The organism is Bacillus yunxiaonensis, assembly GCF_037104695.1.
Lineage (GTDB): Bacteria > Bacillota > Bacilli > Bacillales > Bacillaceae_G > Bacillus_A > Bacillus_A yunxiaonensis.
Map to the genome: position 1 here is coordinate 185,334 of NZ_JBAWSV010000004.1, position 19,577 is coordinate 204,910.

19 protein-coding genes and 1 riboswitch are annotated in these 19,577 nt (G+C 36.8%); of the genes, 17 read left to right on the forward strand and 2 right to left on the reverse strand.

Annotation, left to right across the window (positions count from 1 at the left end; genetic code table 11):
• Window positions 1-7 precede the first annotated feature (7 nt).
• The 16 genes from leuB (at window position 8) to WAX78_RS13150 (ending at window position 15,210) form a co-directional block, all read left to right on the forward strand.
• On the forward strand, window positions 8-1,072 hold the full coding sequence (gene leuB / locus WAX78_RS13075) for a 3-isopropylmalate dehydrogenase (RefSeq protein WP_336482697.1): 1,065 nt from the start codon (window positions 8-10) through the stop codon (window positions 1,070-1,072).
• On the forward strand, window positions 1,072-2,466 hold the full coding sequence (leuC, locus tag WAX78_RS13080; protein WP_336482698.1) for a 3-isopropylmalate dehydratase large subunit: 1,395 nt from the start codon (window positions 1,072-1,074) through the stop codon (window positions 2,464-2,466). Before leuB ends, leuC begins: the two co-directional genes overlap by 1 nt.
• Entirely contained in the window at window positions 2,444-3,019 is a 576-nt protein-coding gene (gene leuD / locus WAX78_RS13085; RefSeq protein ID WP_336482699.1) for a 3-isopropylmalate dehydratase small subunit, read from the forward strand. The genes leuC and leuD overlap by 23 nt, the downstream gene beginning before the upstream one ends.
• An 829-nt stretch (window positions 3,020-3,848) precedes the next feature.
• On the forward strand, window positions 3,849-5,111 hold the full coding sequence (locus tag WAX78_RS13090) for an ATP phosphoribosyltransferase regulatory subunit (protein WP_336482700.1): 1,263 nt from the start codon (window positions 3,849-3,851) through the stop codon (window positions 5,109-5,111).
• Entirely contained in the window at window positions 5,087-5,722 is a 636-nt protein-coding gene (gene hisG / locus WAX78_RS13095; RefSeq protein WP_154712361.1) for an ATP phosphoribosyltransferase, read from the forward strand. The genes WAX78_RS13090 and hisG overlap by 25 nt, the downstream gene beginning before the upstream one ends.
• 12 nt (window positions 5,723-5,734) lie before the next feature.
• A complete protein-coding gene (gene hisD, locus WAX78_RS13100) occupies window positions 5,735-7,027 on the forward strand; it encodes a histidinol dehydrogenase (RefSeq protein ID WP_336482701.1) in 1,293 nt (430 codons plus the stop codon).
• Entirely contained in the window at window positions 7,027-7,611 is a 585-nt protein-coding gene (gene hisB, locus WAX78_RS13105; RefSeq protein ID WP_336482702.1) for an imidazoleglycerol-phosphate dehydratase HisB, read from the forward strand. The genes hisD and hisB overlap by 1 nt, the downstream gene beginning before the upstream one ends.
• A gap of 1 nt (window position 7,612) precedes the next feature.
• Window positions 7,613-8,242, forward strand: a complete 630-nt coding sequence (hisH, locus tag WAX78_RS13110; RefSeq protein WP_336482703.1) for an imidazole glycerol phosphate synthase subunit HisH — start codon at window positions 7,613-7,615, stop codon at window positions 8,240-8,242.
• Window positions 8,215-8,934, forward strand: coding sequence for a 1-(5-phosphoribosyl)-5-[(5-phosphoribosylamino)methylideneamino]imidazole-4-carboxamide isomerase (hisA, locus tag WAX78_RS13115; protein ID WP_336482704.1), 720 nt, complete (start codon window positions 8,215-8,217; stop codon window positions 8,932-8,934). The genes hisH and hisA overlap by 28 nt, the downstream gene beginning before the upstream one ends.
• Entirely contained in the window at window positions 8,928-9,686 is a 759-nt protein-coding gene (gene hisF, locus WAX78_RS13120; RefSeq protein ID WP_336482705.1) for an imidazole glycerol phosphate synthase subunit HisF, read from the forward strand. Before hisA ends, hisF begins: the two co-directional genes overlap by 7 nt.
• Window positions 9,683-9,988 (forward strand): phosphoribosyl-AMP cyclohydrolase, encoded by a 306-nt coding sequence (gene hisI / locus WAX78_RS13125; RefSeq protein WP_336482706.1) that lies wholly within the window; start codon window positions 9,683-9,685, stop codon window positions 9,986-9,988. The genes hisF and hisI overlap by 4 nt, the downstream gene beginning before the upstream one ends.
• 12 nt (window positions 9,989-10,000) lie before the next feature.
• Window positions 10,001-10,324 carry a phosphoribosyl-ATP diphosphatase gene (locus WAX78_RS13130; protein WP_336482707.1) on the forward strand — a complete coding sequence of 108 codons (324 nt, stop codon included), beginning with the start codon at window positions 10,001-10,003 and terminating at the stop codon, window positions 10,322-10,324.
• Between the two features lie 12 nt (window positions 10,325-10,336).
• The gene (locus tag WAX78_RS13135) at window positions 10,337-11,359 is read left to right on the forward strand and encodes a histidinol phosphate phosphatase domain-containing protein (protein WP_336482708.1); all 1,023 of its coding nucleotides are present in this window, start codon (window positions 10,337-10,339) and stop codon (window positions 11,357-11,359) included.
• A 157-nt stretch (window positions 11,360-11,516) separates the two neighbouring features.
• Window positions 11,517-11,675, forward strand: coding sequence for a DUF4025 domain-containing protein (locus WAX78_RS13140; protein WP_336482709.1), 159 nt, complete (start codon window positions 11,517-11,519; stop codon window positions 11,673-11,675).
• Window positions 11,676-12,024: 349 nt separating this feature from the next.
• The gene (locus WAX78_RS13145; RefSeq protein WP_336482710.1) at window positions 12,025-12,996 is read left to right on the forward strand and encodes a 2-hydroxyacid dehydrogenase family protein; all 972 of its coding nucleotides are present in this window, start codon (window positions 12,025-12,027) and stop codon (window positions 12,994-12,996) included.
• Window positions 12,997-13,809: 813 nt separating this feature from the next.
• Window positions 13,810-15,210, forward strand: coding sequence for a DJ-1/PfpI family protein (locus WAX78_RS13150; RefSeq protein WP_336482711.1), 1,401 nt, complete (start codon window positions 13,810-13,812; stop codon window positions 15,208-15,210).
• Between the two features lie 404 nt (window positions 15,211-15,614).
• Here the strand turns inward: WAX78_RS13150 and pssA are convergent, their stop codons facing one another.
• Window positions 15,615-16,316: a CDP-diacylglycerol--serine O-phosphatidyltransferase gene (pssA, locus tag WAX78_RS13155; RefSeq protein WP_336482712.1), complete on the reverse strand. Its 702-nt coding sequence runs from the start codon at window positions 16,314-16,316 to the stop codon at window positions 15,615-15,617.
• A gap of 379 nt (window positions 16,317-16,695) precedes the next feature.
• Complete coding sequence (locus WAX78_RS13160) at window positions 16,696-18,582, reverse strand: LTA synthase family protein (protein WP_336482713.1); 1,887 nt, start codon at window positions 18,580-18,582, stop codon at window positions 16,696-16,698.
• Window positions 18,583-18,774: 192 nt separating this feature from the next.
• Between WAX78_RS13160 and WAX78_RS13165 the strand changes: the two genes are divergently transcribed.
• Window positions 18,775-19,170 carry a DUF3888 domain-containing protein gene (locus tag WAX78_RS13165; protein ID WP_336482714.1) on the forward strand — a complete coding sequence of 132 codons (396 nt, stop codon included), beginning with the start codon at window positions 18,775-18,777 and terminating at the stop codon, window positions 19,168-19,170.
• 91 nt (window positions 19,171-19,261) lie between these two features.
• Window positions 19,262-19,444: riboswitch (Lysine riboswitch) on the forward strand.
• The last annotated feature ends 133 nt before the right edge of the window (window positions 19,445-19,577 follow it).

The window sequence follows — 19,577 nt, forward strand, 5'->3', positions numbered from 1 at the left end:
TCTGGAGATGGAAAAACGAATCGTTTGTTTAGCTGGTGATGGAGTTGGACCAGAAATTATGGCTAGCGCGAAGCAAGCATTAGAAATGGTAGAAAGGTTATACGGTCATCATTTTTATTTGCAGGATGAATTGTTTGGGGGAGCAGCAATTGATGGATTCGGTCAGCCCCTTCCACCTCGTACATTAACAGCTTGTTTAGCAAGTGATGCAGTATTACTGGGTGCGGTTGGAGGACCATATTGGGATCATGCAAAAGAGCGTCCTGAACAAGGACTTCTTACACTTCGAAAAGGCTTAGGGGTATTTGCAAATGTTCGACCAGTTTCCGTTGAAGAAGCAACGGCGCACTTATCACCATTAAAGGCAGCAGAAGAAGTTGATTTTGTTGTTGTTCGCGAGTTAACAGGTGGTATCTATTTCTCATTTCCGAAAGAGCGAACAGAAGAAGTAGCAACAGATACACTAACTTATCATCGCCGTGAAGTAGAACGAATTGTTTCATATGCATTTCAATTAGCGAAGAAACGTCGTAAAAAAGTAACTTCTATCGATAAAGCGAATGTTTTAGAATCTAGTAAACTATGGCGACAAGTAACAGAAGAAGTGGCAGCTCGCTATCCAGAGGTAGAGTTAGAGCATTTATTAGTAGATGCTGCTGCAATGGAGTTGATTCGTAATCCAAGAAGATTCGATGTTATCGTTACAGAAAATTTATTTGGCGATATTTTAAGTGATGAAGCATCTGTACTAGCGGGTTCATTAGGGATGTTGCCGTCTGCAAGTCATGCGGAGAATGGTCCATCTCTTTATGAACCAATTCATGGATCAGCTCCGGATATTGCTGGGAAAAACAAGGTGAATCCAATTGCAATGCTGCGCTCCGTTGCAATGATGCTTGGGCAATCATTTGGATTAAGAAAAGAAGGAGAAGCAATTGAAGAAGCTATTTCCACTGTTCTTCGTTCTGGAAAATGTACAGCGGATTTAGGAGGGAATGAAACGACAACTTCGTTTACAAAGTATGTATTACAAACAATGGAAGAACAGGCATTAGTAGGGAGAGGGCGTTAATGGGAAAAACACTATTAGATAAACTATGGGAACGACACGTTGTAGCAAAGAATGAAAATGGTTTGGATTTACTATATATTGATCTGCATCTTGTTCACGAGGTGACATCGCCGCAAGCTTTTGAAGGCTTGCGGCTTGCAAATCGAACAGTTAGACGGCCTGATTTGACATTTGCGACGATGGACCATAACGTTCCAACAAAAGATGTTTGGAATATTACAGATAAAATTGCGAAACAGCAAATGGATACACTTCGCAAAAATTGTCAGGAATTTGGAGTACTGTTAGCTGATATGGGTGATGAGGAACAAGGCATTGTACATGTCATTGGTCCAGAGCTTGGACTTACACAGCCGGGAAAAACAATTGTATGCGGTGATAGCCATACATCAACACATGGAGCATTTGGGGCATTAGCATTTGGAATTGGTACGAGTGAAGTAGAACATGTTTTAGCAACGCAAACATTATGGCAACGAAAACCAAAAGCGATGGGAATTGAATTGAAAGGATTATTGCCAAAAGGAGTATATGCAAAGGATATTATTTTACATGTGCTTGCTACATATGGAGTAGCCATCGGTACAGGGCATGTCATAGAGTTTTATGGTGAAACCGTAAAAGAAATGACAATGGAAGAACGGATGACGCTTTGTAATATGGCGATTGAGGGCGGTGCAAAGGCTGGGATTATTGCACCAGATGAAGTGACATTTGATTATGTAAAAGGACGACAATATGCACCAAAAGAGTTTGAAGAGGCGATTGCAAAATGGCGTGAATTATACACGGATGCGGATGCGATGTACGACATGGTTATTACAGTTGATGTTGCAAGTTTGGCGCCGTATATCACGTGGGGAACAAATCCAGGAATGGGGCTGCGCGTTGATGAAGTTCTTCCAGAGGCAAATGATATCAATGATGAAAGAGCGTATGCTTATATGGGACTTCAACCAGGGCTAAGTACAGCGGATATTCAAATTCGCCACGTATTTATCGGTTCTTGTACAAACTCTCGCTTATCTGATTTAGAAATTGCCGCTGCGGTTGTGAAAGGAAAGAAGGTAAAAGAGGAAGTAAGAGCTCTTGTTGTACCTGGGTCAAAGCAAGTGAGAGATGCAGCAATGAAAAAAGGATTACATCTTATTTTCGAAGAGGCGGGATTTGAATGGAGGGAACCGGGATGTTCGATGTGTCTCGGTATGAATCCAGATCAAGTGCCAGAAGGTGAACATTGTGCTTCTACTTCAAATCGTAATTTTGAAGGAAGACAAGGCAAAGGAGCAAGAACGCATCTCGTTAGTCCAGCTATGGCTGCAGCAGCTGCAATTTACGGTCATTTTGTTGATGTGAGAAAGGAGAACTACGATGGAGCCATTTCGTATTCATAAAGGTACGGCTGCAATATTGATGCATGATAATATTGATACAGATCAAATTATTCCGAAACAGTATTTAAAGCGAATTGAAAGAACGGGATTTGGAGAATTTTTATTTGATGAATGGCGTTATTTAGATAATCGTCAAGAAAATCCTGAGTTTCCATTAAACGCTCCTGAGCGAAAAGGAGCTACAATTTTAATTACAGGAGAAAACTTTGGTTGCGGCTCTTCTAGAGAACATGCACCGTGGGCTCTTGCAGATTATGGATTTCGCGCTATTATTGCAGGAAGTTTTGCAGATATTTTTTATATGAATTGTACAAAAAATGGGATTCTTCCAATTGTGATGGGAAAGGAAATTCGTAAGCAGCTCGCATCTGTAGCACCGCAGACGATGATAGAAATAGATTTAGAGAATGAAGTAATAAGAACTTCTGAGGATTGTTTTTCTTTCTCCATTGAACCCATGTGGAAAGAAAAGTTGCTAAGTGGTTTAGATGATATTGGAGTTACACTTCAGTATGAGGGTGCGATTACAGAATACGAGATGAAAATAAAGTGAAACTTCCATCGGTGGAGGGCTTCATCCCCCACTGATGGAAAGCCCGCCCAATCGGGCTCTATCTATCTTCTTCTCATTCTCTGGATCTTGAGGTGGGGGGTACTGCCCGTTAGTGCGGGATAAGTTGTTAATGTATAAAAATTCACTTTTATTTTTCGGTATATAAGTTACTTCTATGCAGAAGAAAAAGTATCTTGCACTTATTTTCTCTCTTTGTTTTAGTGTTTTATGAGGAAAGTAAAGGGTTTATACGCTTCTGTTCATGGCTGGATGCTCTCTTTTATCTAAAAAGAAAGATTTTATGTCAATTTTTTAGCTTGTATTTATATGAGGATAAAATGCATATTATTTCAGAAAAATAATATAAAAGTATTTACTTTTGATTTAATTGGTAGTATACTGACTTCAAACAAAGAGGAGAAAGGGAGTAATGACAATGTTCACAACACAATCAGTCATTTCATTTACACAACATCATCATACATAAACCCTTGAACCTAGCGTGAAAAAACGTGTAGGTACAAGGGTTAGTTCCGTTGTACCTACATTCTCCAAAGAGCTATGTAGGTATTTTTATCTACATAGCTCTTTTTTCATTTTCTTAGCGCTATGTTATGAATGTATGAGTATTTTCGAAGATGAACTCGTAATAAATAATGTATCAAAATTCCGTCAGAAGATTCCCGCTTCTAGTGTGTTACAAGGGATAGCTGAGTGGTGAGTAGGAGAAGTTCAAGAAATTAATAATGGACATGTAAGAGAAGCATATTAAATATGTTATCATTGTAGATTTTTTGTATATATGTGCCGAGAAAGTAGAGGTGTAATGATGAAAAAATGGAAACGAGCCAATCCGAATGGAACAAGAGATTTTTTGTTTCAAGAATGTACATTGATGGAAGAGGTTGAACAAAAATTAAGACGAACATTTATCGATAGGGGATATGAAGAAATACGGACACCTATGATTGAGTTTTATGATGTGTTTGCATTTCAAAATCGTCCTATGGATGAGGAGAAAATGTATAAGTTTTTTGATTCTGAAGGACGTATCCTCGTTCTGAGACCTGATATGACAATTCCGTTAGCACGTGTAATTGGAACAAAAAAGATGAAAACTCCTTTGAAATTAACATATAGTGGGAATGTTTTTAGAGCAAATGAATCTTTAACAGGTAAATATAATGAAATTACACAAACCGGCATTGAAATTATCGGTATTGATAATATACGTGCTGAAATCGAGTGTATAGTAAGTACGATTGCAGCTTTGCAATCAGCTGGTATTCAATCATTTAAAATTGAAATTGGCCAAGTGGAACTCTATAAATCCATTGTGAAAAAATTGTCTTTGCGAGAAGAAGATGAATATGCATTGCGAGAATATATTGAGAGTAAAAATTTTGCCGCTTTGTCCCGTTTTTTACAAGAAAAGCAGTTGGATATGCAAGATGAAACAGTGCGATTATTACAAAAATTACCTCGTTTATTTGGTGGATTAGAAGTAGTTGAGGAAGCTGAAAAACTTGCTGTGAGTAAAGAAATGAAAAGAGCAATTGCGAGGATAAAAAATATATATGAAAACATTGATCGCCTTGGTTATGGTCAATATATATCTATTGATTTGGGGATGATCCAACATCTCAATTATTATACCGGTGTAATCTTTCGCGGATATATATGCGATGTTGGAGAAGAAATTGTTAGTGGTGGAAGATATGATGAATTGATTGGGAATTTTGGTGAATCTTTACCTGCAGTAGGTTTAGCAATACAAGTAAATCAAATTGTACGTACCTTACAAGAACGGAAAGAAATTTCATACCAAAAACAAATAGATGCTCTCATATATTATTCGTTAGATATGATTTCCGAAGCAGAAAAATTACGTATTTTACTTGGAAAAGATGGTATAAAAGTAGAATTGTCAATGTTAGAAAATTTACAAGATACATTTCAATTTGCAAGAACACAGGATGTGAAAACTGTAATTGATGTATCAGGAGATACTTTAGTCGAATATGTTTGGAAAGATAAATGGATCATGCAGAAAAAAGGAGAATCCTCATGCGTAACATTCAAATTGCGTTAACGAAAGGAAGATTAGAAAAACATGTGATTCCGTTATTTGAACGAATCGGTATTGATTGCTCAGAGCTAAAGGATAAAGGAAGGAAGCTTGTATTTCAAAGTAAAAACTCACAAATTTCATTCATCCTTGTAAAAGCAGTTGATGTTGTAACGTATGTACAGCATGGTATAGCTGATATTGGTATTGCCGGCAAAGATATCTTGCTTGAATATGAAAACGATGTATATGAAATGATTGATTTAGGGGTAGGGCGTTGTAAATTTTGCGTTGCTTCCGTTTCGTCGTATAGTCCAAACGGTTATAACAAAAAGAGGATTGCAACAAAGTATCCGAATATTACTTCTGCATATTTTCGTAAGAAGGGAGAAGATGTAGAGATTATTAAAATAGAAGGTTCTGTAGAGATTGCTCCTTTATTAGGATTAGCAGATGCAATCGTTGATATTGTAGAAACAGGACAAACATTGAAAGAAAATGGATTACTAGTATTTGAAGAAATTTGTGACATTTCAGCACGTTTAATTGTAAACAAAGCATCTTTAAAAATGAAAAAAGACGAAATATTCAATATTATAAATAAAATGGAAAGTGTCTTAATAGAAAAGGAATAGAGGAGGGTAAATATGGAAATTACATGCGCGGATTATTCTGGTATTTTATGTAAGGTGAAGCAGTTAAGGGAACAGGCAAACACAATCGAAGAAACGATTCAACAAGATGTGAGGAAAATTGTTGTAAGTGTCAAAGAAAAGAAAGATGAAGCGCTATTTTCGTATACGAAGGCTTTTGACAAAGTAGAGTTAACCAAATTTCAAGTTTCGGAAGAAGAGATGGAGTTAGCTTATCAAAGTGTTGAACCAGCATTTTTAGCAGCATTGGAAGAAGCAAAGAAGAATATCATTTCCTATCATGAAAAGCAAAAGAGACAAGCTTTTATTGATATAGAAAAAGAGGGAATTATTCGCGGGCAGCTTGTTCGGCCGTTACAAACTGTTGGTGTATATGTACCCGGAGGAACGGCAGCGTATCCATCATCAGTTCTCATGAATGCCTTACCAGCAAAAATCGCAGGCGTCAATAAGATCGTCATGATAACACCGCCGAATTGTGAAGGAGTAGATCCGCATATTTTAGCTGCGGCAAAAGTTGCTGGAGTTGATGAGGTATATACAGTAGGGGGAGCGCAAGCAATTGCTGCGTTAGCATATGGAACAGAATCGATTCCGCGTGTTGATAAGATTGTAGGACCGGGAAATATATATGTGGCATTGGCGAAGCGAGAAGTATTTGGTGCAGTTCATATCGATATGATTGCTGGTCCATCCGAAATTGTTGTTATTTCTGATGAAACAGGAAATGCAGCGTATATTGCTGCTGATTTATTATCACAAGCAGAGCACGATATACGTGCAACCGCTATTTGTATCACAACTTGTTTAGAATTAGCGCAGGAAGTGAATAGAGAAATAGAAAAACAATTGATGAGCCTTCCGAGAAGTGAAATAGCTCGTGAATCCATTAATAGAAACGGAGCGATTCTTGTCGTAGAATCGTTGGAGCAAGCGTTCCAGCTCTCAAATGAAATTGCGCCGGAACACTTAGAACTGCACATAAAAGAACCAATGACAGCTCTTCCGTATATTCAACATGCAGGTTCTATCTTTTTAGGTCCGTATGCGCCGGAACCATTAGGTGATTATATGGCAGGTCCGAATCACGTGTTACCAACGAGTGGAACAGCAAGGTTTTTTTCTCCATTATCTGTTGATGATTTTATGAAAAAATCGAGCTTTTTATTTTATACAAAAGAGGCTCTTGGACAAGTGCAACAGCATATTGTCAATCTAGCAGAAAAAGAAGGATTACAAGCTCATGCGAGAGCGATTGAGATTCGTTTTGAAGGAGGGGAAAAGTGATGCGCACTGCAAAACAAACGAGAATTACAACAGAAACGAAGATATCTGTAGCACTGCAACTAGATGGTAATCAAGAAGTTTCAATTCAAACGGGAGTTGGGTTTTTTGATCATATGCTGACATTATTTGCAAAGCACGGCCGCTTCGGATTGCAAATTGAAGCTGATGGTGATGTGCATATCGATGCTCATCATACGGTAGAAGATGTTGGAATTGTTCTTGGGAATTGTTTGAAAGAAGCACTTGGTGATAAAGCAGGAATTAATCGTTATGGCACAGCTTATGTACCGATGGATGAAGCGTTAGGATTTGTTACAGTTGATATAAGTGGAAGGTCCTATCTCGTATTTGATGGTGAATTTACAAATCCAAAACTTGGTGATTTTGATACGGAGTTAGCTGAAGAATTTTTTCGTGCGGTAGCTCATACAGCAAATATAACATTACATGCACGTGTTTTATATGGAAGCAACACGCATCACAAAATTGAAGCACTTTTTAAAGCGTTTGGACGTGCACTGCATGATGCCACCGAAAAAAATGAAAAAATTATAGGGGTAAATTCCACGAAAGGAATGTTGTAATATGATTGCGATTGTAGATTATGGAATGGGCAACATTCGAAGTGTAGAGCAAGCGTTAAGACATATTGGAGCAGAGTATATTGTAACAGATGAAGCAGAAGCATTTCTGAATAGCGACGGCGTTATTTTGCCGGGAGTTGGTGCGTTTCCAAGAGCGATGCGTTGTTTAGAAGAAAAGGGACTTATTTCTGTTTTGAAGCAAGTTGCGATTGCAGGAAAACCCCTGTTTGGAATTTGTTTAGGGATGCAGCTTTTATTTGAAGAAAGTGAAGAGATTGAAAAAACGAAAGGATTAGGATTACTTCCAGGAACGGTAAGAAAATTAGACGTACCATATAAAATTCCTCATATGGGATGGAATCAGTTACAAAAGAAAAAGGAGCATCCTTTATGGAATGAAATAGAGGATGGCGCTTTCGTCTATTATGTTCATTCTTATTATGCGCAATGTCCGAATGACGTTGTAGTAGGCGATAGCGAGTATGGTGTTTTCGTACCAGGAATTGTTTCAAGAGGAAATGTATTTGGGGCTCAGTTTCATCCTGAAAAAAGTGGTGAGATAGGAATTCAAATATTACGAAATTTTAAGGAGGTTATAGAAACATGGAAATCTTCCCAGCTATCGATTTAAAAAATGGTCGTTGCGTTCGTTTGTATCAAGGGCAATTTCAACAAGAAACGGTAATGAATGAAAACCCAGTTGCCCAGGCATTACTATTTGAACAACTTGGTGCACGTGTACTGCATATTGTCGATTTGGACGGGGCAGTTGCTGGTCGTTCAGAGAATCTTTCTGTTATTGAAGATATTTGCAAGGCAGTACGAATTCCAGTACAAGTCGGGGGCGGGATTCGCTCAGTTGCTGCAATTGAAACGCTTTTATCAGTTGGAGTAATGAAAGTAATTCTTGGGACAGCAGCATTATATGATCGTTCATTTGTAGAAGAGGCAGTTCGTTTATATGAAGATAAAATTATTGTTGGAATCGATGCTAAAAATGGTTATGTAGCAACGAGAGGATGGCTAGATGTGTCTGAAACGTCTTATGTACAACTGGCAAAGGAAATGGAAAAAGTGGGTGTGCAGACGCTTATTTTTACTGACATTTCTAGAGATGGAACGCTTGCAGGTCCAAATTTTGAACAATTACAAAAATTACAAGATGAGGTTTCGCTTCAAATTGTTGCTTCCGGCGGTGTGAGTTCGCTTGCTGATGTTGAGAAATTACAGGATATGAACTTATATGGCGTTATCATTGGAAAAGCATTATATGACAAAAAAGTTCTTTTAGAAGAAGCATTACAGGTGACAGGCATATGTTAACAAAGCGAATTATTCCGTGTTTAGATGTGAAGAATGGTCGTGTTGTAAAAGGTGTAAATTTTGTCGGGTTACAAGATGTTGGCGATCCTGTTGCAATTGCCGCTGCATACAATGAGGCAGGTGCGGATGAACTTGTGTTTTTAGATATTACGGCAACGTACGAAGAACGAAAAACAATGATTGATGTCGTAGAACGTACAGCATCTCAAGTATTTATTCCACTAACAGTTGGAGGTGGAATCTCGTCTGTCCAAGATATGTATGCATTACTTCGAGCTGGTGCAGATAAAGTTTCATTAAATTCAGCTGCAGTGCAAAGACCAGAGTTAATACAAGAAGGAGCGGAGCAATTCGGTTCTCAATGTATAGTCGTTGCAATCGATGCAAGAAAGGTCGGAGAAAATAAGTGGAATGTATATGTAAATGGAGGTCGCATTGATACAGGAATAGATGTAATCGAATGGGCAAAGCGTGTGGAAAGTTTAGGTGCTGGGGAATTACTTTTAACGAGCATGGATGCCGATGGGACAAAAGATGGCTATGATTTACTTTTAACAGAAACAGTTTCAAAAGCCGTTGGTATTCCTGTAATTGCTTCGGGTGGATGTGGATCAATTGAACATATTGGAGAAGTTTTTCAGCGAACATCAGCAAATGCGGCGCTAGCGGCTTCTATTTTTCATTATGGCACCGCGACTATTCAAGAAACGAAACAAAAGTTACAAGAAGCGCAAATTGAGGTGAGATTGTGAAACCGGATTTTTCAAAAGGATTATTGCCAGCTGTTGTAGTAGAAGAGGGTACAAAAGAAATTTTGATGCTAGCTTATATGAATGAAGAAGCGTATGAAAAAACATTAGAAACAAAAACGACCTGGTTTTATTCTCGCTCACGAAGAGGTTTGTGGAATAAGGGGGAAACATCAGGACATGTTCAACATGTAAAATCATTATATTTAGATTGCGATCAAGATTCTATTATGGTAGTTGTTCAGCAAGTTGGTGTAGCGTGCCATACAGGAGAAAAGTCATGTTTTCATAATAAGGTGTTATAGGGGGATAAGGAAATGAGCGATGTGTTGCAACAGTTATATGAAACAATTCAACAGCGAAAAGAGAATCCTATTTCTGAATCGTATACGAATTACTTATTTACAAAAGGAGAAGACAAAATATTAAAGAAATTAGGAGAAGAATGTACTGAAATTGTGATTGCAGCGAAAAATAATGAGAAAGATGAGCTTATAAAAGAAGTTGTTGATTTTACGTATCATTGCTTAGTATTGCTAGTAGAAAAAAATGTATCATTACAAGAGATAATAGAAGAATTAAATAAACGTCAAGGGCAATTATCGAGAGTGGGCGAACGAAAAGAAATTGATACATTATAGGAGGGGAGAAAGATGAGAGTAGATTATCACCTTCACTTAGAAGAAGGGCCGTATTCAATGCGGTGGTTATCTCGAACAAATGAAGCGCTTGAGTATTTTGCACCGATTGAGGAAGAGAAACATTCAATGGGATGGATCTTAAAAGCTGGGGAACGTTTGCAAAAGCGTGTAAAAGAAGGCGCATTTTCACCGGAGTGGATTGATTTATATTTAGAGGAAGCAGTGCGCAAAGGAATACGGGAAGTTGGAATCGTTGACCACTTATATCGTTTTTACGAAGCTAAGGAATACTATGAGCGCTATGTCGATATTAGTGATACAGAACTTGGACATCTGCAAAAAGAATGGCTGGATCAGGTGAGAGTAGAGTCGATTGCAAATTTTACAAAAGCAATTGAAGATGCGAAAGAAAGATGGAGCAAACGAGGCGTGATATTACGGCTTGGAATAGAAGCTGATTACTTTATTGGCGGGGAAGAGGAACTAGCGAAACTATTAACGTTAGGAAATTGGGATTATGTCATTGGCTCTGTTCATTTTATTAATGGGTGGGGATTTGATAATCCAGATACAGATGCTTATTTTAGACAGCATGATTTACATGTATTATATCCCGAATTTTTTTGTACTTTAGAAAAATCGATACGTTCTGAATTATTTGATATCGTTGCGCATTTAGACAATATTAAAGTGTTTAACTATCGCATAGATGAAAATCAGCAATTACCGTATTATGAGAAAATTGCCAAAGCTTTAATCGAAACAAATACAGCTACGGAAGTGAATGCTGGTTTATATTATCGGTATCCTGTCAGAGAAATGTGCCCAAGCCCTTTGTTTTTACAACGCTTAGTGCATTATGGTGTTCCGATTACGATTTCTTCAGACGCGCATTTCCCGAATGATTTAGGCAGCTACGTAAAAGAAAATATAGAGACGCTTCGTAATCATGGTGTGACGCACATTGCAACATTTGAAAAACGAATCCGGAACATGAAACCGATTGAATATGTAGAAGAAAATGTTTTGCGATAAAGTGAAACTTCCATCAGTGGGGGTTTTCTTTATCCACCACCTATCTTCATCGCTTTTCTCTGCATCTTGAGGTGGAGGGCTTACTGCCCACGAATAGCGGGATGAAAACTTCCTTTTTTGTTTACACTAACGTTGAACAAAAAAGGAGGGTTTTCTCATGGCGAAACAACAATATGAAGATACTGGGAAGTTAACGAATCAGAGCAATGTTGCAAAAAAAGACCAATCAGAGCAATCAATTACGCACGAACAAGTTAGTGATACATTAGCTGAAGGAACGATTGATGTAAAGTTAGAACAAGGAAGCGATAAATAAAGTGAAACTTCCATCAGTGGGGGCTTCATCCCCCGCCTATCTTCTTCGCTTTTTCTAAACCTTGAGGTGGGGTCTTGCTGCCCGTTAGTGTGGAATAAAGTGAAACTTCTATTGAAAAGAGGCTGAATGTGTTCAGCCTCTTTTTCATGATTTTGTAAAGAAAGGTTACAAGAACAATTAAATTCCTTGTCTTTTTTCGATAGAATTTCTTACAATAATATTGAAAGTGTTTATCTTACTATTCGCGGGCAATAAGGCCGCTCACTTCAAGATTCAGAGAAGACAAAGATGATAAAAGCTTTCACTAATAGAAGTTTCATTTTATGTTAAAAGGAAAGGATGCTTAATTATGGCGAAAATTTTAGTAGCAGGACAAATTCCAGAAATCGGACTACAGTTGTTACGAGATCATGAAGTGGAAATGTATGATAAGGAAGAGTTAATTAGCAAAGAAGAACTAGTGAAACGTGTACAAGATAAGGATGCATTATTAAGCTTACTTTCAACAAAAGTTCCGGAAGAAGTTATCGATGCAGCATCACATTTGAAAATTATTGCAAACTACGGTGCTGGATATGACAATATTGATTATAAATATGCAGTGGAAAAAGACATAGCGGTAACAAACACACCAAAAGTTTCAACAGAGGCAACAGCAGAGTTAACGTTTGCAATTCTTTTAGCAGCAGCGCGCCGTATTCCAGAAGGTGATACACTATGTCGTACAGTTGGTTTTAATGGCTGGGCACCGCTCTTTTTCTTAGGACGTGAAGTATACGGTAAAACAATTGGTATTATTGGTCTTGGAGAAATTGGAAAAGCAGTGGCAAAACGAGCAAAAGCATTTGGTATGAATATTGTGTATACAGGGCCAAATCGTAAGTATGAGGCGGAGCAAGAATTAGAGGCAACATATGTAACGCTAGAAGAACTATTACAAACAGCAGATTTTATTACGATTAACTGTGCGTATAATCCAAAGTTGCATCATATGATTGATGAGGAACAGTTTAGAATGATGAAAAAAACTGCTTATATTATTAATGCGGCACGTGGTCCAATTATGAATGAATCCGCGCTTGCTCATGCTTTAGAAACAAAGGAAATTGAAGGAGCGGCACTTGATGTGTTCGAGTTTGAACCGAAAATTACAGAAAAGTTAAAAGGATTAACAAACGTTGTGTTAACACCTCATATTGGAAATGCAACGATTGAGACACGTGATGCAATGGCAGAAATGGCAGTGCGTAATATTTTAGCAGTACTAGAAGGAAATGAGCCATTAACTCCAGTGTATAAAAAAGAACTTATAATGAAATAAAGTGAAACTTCCATTAGTGGGGGATTTTCTTCATCCCCACTGATGGAAAGCTCGTGTGTAAAGAGAATAAAGTTGTCAAATTTTATTCTTAGAAGTCAACAATCGTGCCAGATTGTTGAGGAACGTTTTCAATAAAATTGGATATTTATGTTGAAATATAGAGTAGAGATTGTGAAGGTTTCACTCAAACTAACGGGCAGTTTAGTTGAAGAGAGAGGAGAAAATTCTCCCACTTTAAGTCATTTTTGACACAAAAAGCGAAGTGATTATTTATTATTCAAGTTTACTGTCTATTTCTTTTAACTTAATATCGGTTTTTAAAGAAATATATTTGACAGAGACTATTTCAGTCTCTGTCATTTTTGTGGTCTGAAACCAGCTAAGTCTGAATTCTGATATAAAAATCAAGCTCTAGCACAATTATGAAAGCTTTAGAAAAAAAGTAATATGGAACCAAGATAGAACATATACCTTACAGGGGTATTACGAAATTTTGCGTGATACTCCGCAAAGTGTGCGGTTTTTACCAATTCAAATTCAGTACAATGTGAGGATAGATAACAAGTAGCACATTTTGGAGGTAGAATAAATGATTTTTGTTCAGAATGTATCAAAAGTCTATTCATTGGAATCGGGAGATTAAGTTGCGTTAAAGAATAACAACATTCACATCCGGAATGCGGCTATGGATCCGAGCGGGATTGGGATAGAGCACCTTGCTGCATCTACTAGGGGGGCTTGATTTGCCGAAGTCTGGCAAGATTTTGATTGATGTCGGATGGTAGTGTGTATAAAATTACGAGGAGGAAAAAAATGAAGAAGTTATTCTTACGTTTAGCTGTTTATGTATTCATTTTTATTGTGTTTATGGGGGGGATCTGGTTCTATGGCTTTAATCGTCATCAAAAAGATTTTTACTTAAACGTCCGCCATGAGCCAGTTCCTTCGCTACAAGGAGTGAATGTCCCTGAGTATGACCCCCATAAACCTACTGTGGCAGTTGTGATGGCCGATTCATCAATACCAACTGAAGATTTCGATTTTCTCATTCCATACACACTGTTTTCTATGACGGATGCCTACAATGTATACGCCGTTGCACCGGACAAAAACGTGAAGTCCTTATCAGGCGGACTGGATGTAATACCACATTACTCTTATAAAGAACTGGATAACTTATTAAATAAAAGTCCAGATGTTATTGTGGTCCCTTATATGCCCGGAGTAAATGAACAGAAATATCAACCAACTCGCGAATGGATTCAACAACATTCCAGCAGTAAAACCACCACTTTTTTCAGCATTTGTGGTGGGGCGAAGAATCTTGCCGATACAGGTTTATTAAAAGGGAAATCAGCCACCTCATTCTGGCAATTCCTACCCATATTAATGAAGCAATATCCTGATACACATTGGAAAGAGGATGTGAGGTATGTTCACGAAGGAAATACCTTAACTTCGGCCGGTCAAAGCGCAGGTATCGATGCAGTACTTCACCTAATATCTCAGAAACTAGGAGAACCGGTGGCTGCAAAAATATCTAAGGAAATTAGTTATCCTTCCTACCAATTCGTTCAAAATCCAAAGGTGGACCACCCTTTTTACGTGGATATAAAACTTGCAACATATTTGCTAAATCTTGGATTCCATTGGAATAAGAAACAAATGGGGGTACTTCTGTATAAAGATATGGATGAAATAGCTTTATCTTCTATATTTGATTCTTATGGAGACACCGGAACGACACAAGTCTTGACCGTTTCTAGTTCGGATGCACCAATTACTACGAAACATCATCTTAATATACTGGCTAGGCATCAAATATCTAATGCTCCAAAATTAGACAAAATGATCATACCAGGTGGCGATGCAAAATCACTAGCGGCAGCAGATGTAAGACTTTGGGGTGAAAAGGGTAACGCTAAGGAGACCCTCTTTATTCATAGTGATTCACCAACCAGATATGTATTCGAAGCGCCATTGGAAGACTTAGCTAAACAAGAAGACCTTTTAACTGCCAAGCATGCTGTAAAACGATTTGAATATCGTGCAAATGGTATCCATCTTGAAGGCAAACCGCTTCCACTTGGAACATACAGCAATATGGTGTTAACCAGTTTACTGGCTTTGTTGGTAGCTTTCTATATAGACAGACACTTCATTATGAAGAAGAAGGCTTCCAAAGTAATTAATACCTCAATGGAAAATTCCTAAGCCCTAGGTATTTATCCAGCTGGTGTCGATCATTCTCAGTTGCACCGAACTATGGTGGAAACTACTCGGCACATGCGAATCCTGGCAAGCCATATTTCATTTAGACCGAAATCCTGCACACTTTTAAAATGAATTTGAGAACGGATCACCCAGGGAAAGGTTTTAATTTCATTCTTCAACTATCGGGCGCGATTATGAAACAAAAAGTAAAAGGGATGATACATATTAGTCGTGTATAATATGTATCATCCCTTATTTTTTGTGACTTTTTACGATTTAAGTCTTGATAATTTTTATAATAACTTTATTATTTGTGTACAGCCCATCCAATCGAATCGAGCTCTTACAGCTGTTAATGCGGGATAAAAAAGAATCCTTCCTATCATAAGGAAGGATTCTTTTTGCTATTTGTTTGCTCGTTTTTTTTGTGTTGGTCGATGTCTCAGAAATTGTGATAGCATATACAAAATATAGAGTGGAATAGCAATGAATAAAAACACTGAAATATTACCGAAGCTCGTTTTATACAACGTATAAATGATTCCAATTAAAAAGAGTGTCACGATAATACTATATTTTGGAATCGGTACATCTTTCATACTTGGAATACGAATGCGACTAACCATAAGAAAAGCGAATGTTACGAATACTGTAATAAGTACGATTTTTGGAATCGTATGTGAAAATAAAGTAAGGAAGGCAACAAGACCACCTGCAGCCGTAATTGGTACACCAGTAAAGTATTTCATTGATGTTGATGATGGTGTGACATTGAAGCGAGCTAGTCTGTATGCTCCAAATAGAGGGAAAAGTCCTGCTATGTATAATCCGATAATACCGTAATTAGAGAAGGATGTGTAATACATCAATACAGCGGGTGCAGCACCAAATGTAACTACGTCTGCTAATGAATCAAGTTCTTTTCCGAGTTGTGAATCGACACGAAGTAAACGTGCGATTCTTCCATCAAGGCTGTCTAGCATCATTCCGATTAAAACTAAAATTGCCGCTGATTTGTAGTATCCTAATGAAGCGTAGCCGATGGATAGAAATCCACTATATAAATTTCCGAGCGTAAATAAGTTTGGAATGGCTGCTCTGTACAAAATCTGATCCCTTGCTTTCTTTTATAGATTCTTGATTAGTTTATGAAAGTTTATCCTTTTTATCATAACATAAATTTCCTGTGCTCGTACGAAAAATTCTTCGGTTTGAGAAAGATTTCACCGGATTTTCATTTGTTGTAAAACAGGAAGTATTAATTAAGGAAATCCATTATGTTGTTGGGATGAATAAAGTATATAATACAACATGTTTTTTTGAGAAATCTTTCATTAACGGACATATTACGTTAAAAATAAACCCCGAATCGTCACAATTCGAGGTTAGTTCGTTGTTCTGTATCGATAGGAAGTCATTAATATTTAGAGAAAATAAAGAAACTAGGTGCAGGATGGGAACCCTCTATCTGATTAAAATTTCACCTTATTCAAATTTCGTTATCATCGTACCAGTCTTATATTTATTATGCGGATCAAATCGTAACAAATCACCGTAAATGAGTTTATCAGAGTAATTCAATTCTGTTTTTGCCTTTTCGATATATGGTTGACAAATGTTAATATCGGTGGGTTCACCAGTTTTTTTGTTATAGCATACATTTTTTGTATACATATAATCATTTGTTACGAAACTACCGTCACGCATAACCACAAGCGGTTCATCGTTTGTTTCAAATAAATCTGTGCCAAATTCAATAGAATTGTTTGTTTTTATACCAAGTAAATGAAGTAGCGTCGGTTTTACATCAATTTGTCCTGAAACTTTTGAAATGACTTTTCCTTTTTGACCAGGAATGTGAATGATGAGCGGTACTCTTTGTAGCTGCATTGTATCAAAAGGAGTGAGCGTTTCTTTTCCTAAAAATTGTGCCATAGCAGCATTATGATTTTCAGAAATGCCATAATGATCTCCGTAGATAATAATAATAGAATTGTCGTATAATCCTTCCTCTTTTAATCTTGTAACAAAATGTTTCAGTGCTTCATCTGTATAACGTACAGTTGGAAAATAACGATTTACAACGCCGCTTTCCGAATTGTATTCATTAATGAATCGATCTTCCGATTCTAGTAAAAAAGGAAAGTGATTTGTTAATGTAATGAATTTTGTATAGAAAGGCTGTGGTAAAGATTTTAATTTTGAGATAGATTGCTCAAAAAATTCTTTATCTTTCAATCCCCAACCAACAGACATCTGTTCTGCATTTGTATAGTCTTGTAAGTTAAAATAGCGATCATATCCGAGTGCAGGGTACATCAAATCACGATTCCAAAATGTTTTATCATTTGAATGAAATACAGCAGAGTAATATCCATATTTTTTGAGTTGCTCTGGTGTAGCTGTATATTCATTATTAGCATGTGTGAAGAAAACAGAGCCACGATCAAGTGGGTATAAAGAGTTTTCAATAATAAACTCAGCGTCCGATGTTTTCCCTTGTCCAGTTTGATGATAAAAGTTATCGAAATAATAGCTATCTTTAATGAAGCCATTTAAAAATGGTGTAATTTCTTTTCCGTTTATTTTTTGGTTGATGACAAAACTTTGTGTGGATTCCATTGAAATTAAAATAACATTCTTATCTTTTGCCACACCGAATAATTCTTTGTTTTTTTGTCTATCTTTTGTTTTTACGTAGTTATCAATTTCAGAAAATCTATCTCCGCTTGCAAAGACACGCTGAGCAGAAGATTTCGATTGCAGTGCAATATCATAAACATGATAAGTATACAAACCAAGATTTTTCACAACTGTTTGGCGATCAAATGAATGTGAAAAAAGTTGCGGCTTATAAATAACTGAAATAACCATTTGTAAAGCTAATGCTGCTGTTACACCGCTAAAAAACGTTCGTTTCTCTTGCCGAGATAGAGGAGTAGTATCACAAAAATTAGGGAATTTACGAGATAAAATGGTTAAAATAATTACATCAGCAAATAAAAGAAGTGTTTTATACGTAAATAGTTCTTTAATACTTGTCCCTAAATCAGCCATATTATTTGTTTGAAATAATACAGGAAATGTTACAAAATCATCATAAAATCCATAAAACATAGCATTGCCAAATAAAATAAAGGATAGCACGATACTAATACTGATAATGATGCGGTTTCGATGTTTTGTTGCTAATAAAGCGAAACCGAAAAATAATAGTAATGAAGCTAATGGATTAAAGAACAACATAATTTGTTCGAAAGCGTTATCAATTTTCATATCAAAAGCTAACTTGTATACAATATATGTTTTGATCCATAACAAGACGACAGCTATGAGAGCAAATCGTACTTTTGGAAACAAACGTTGTACCATAACGGGCTCCTCCTACTACCTACAAGTAACCGCCTCTTTTACGTATATGACCGGCTACAAATCTATATGTTTTTTTACTATGTGTACTATTATATAAAAACATAGCGAAATTGTGGATGATTTTCTAACAATTGGATAGAAAAAGAAGAGAAGGATAAAATAAAGGCATTGATTGAAAGATGGAGGAGTACCATGAAGAAAATATGTTGTTTTATATTAAGTTGTTTCATTTTACTTGGAAATCCAGCTTCTTTCTCTGCTGAGCATGAGCCGTTATTACTAGAAGATGCCCTCTATTCCGTGCTGTTTCCGAGAATAAATGAAGCAATTCAAAAACATTATGGAAAACAAAAGCCGTATGACTGTCCTAAAATTGTTAGTATGAAAAAAATGTACAGCGGTACATATTTGTTTCGGACATCTATCGAAATAATTAAATATGAGCCAGGAACAGGGGGGAGAAAGCTTCCCCCCTTTGAAAAAGTAACGATTACATTTGATAATGATAGTGGCGAGTGGACTGTGAAAAATATAGATGTAAAGCGCTTACCAGATGATACGAAAATTAATTGTCGTAAACCGATTTAAAAAAAAGTGTTTGACAAATAAATTAGTCATTTGTTATTGTTAATAGCAACAAAAAGATGCTTGAAAATTAAATAGACTTACCTCATCTACACTCGAAGGTAGAGGCTGCGATAATCAAAAGTAAACTATGGGAAATAAAGTGGTATTCATGATCATAGGTTGAAAGGGGTTATCGCCGAAATATATGAATGACCACTTCATTCATATATTGGGACTGCATTGAATAAATGTAGTACTGTCATAAGTATTTTGCTTATGGAGAGCTATTAGGAGATGTTTGATGCGGTTTCTTATTTGAGAAAATAACAATACATTTATTTTTTCGTCATAGATTCTTCCGATAAGAAACGCGTGTGAACATTGTTCCGCGCGTTTTTTGTTTATATAAATTAGGAATAATAGTAAAA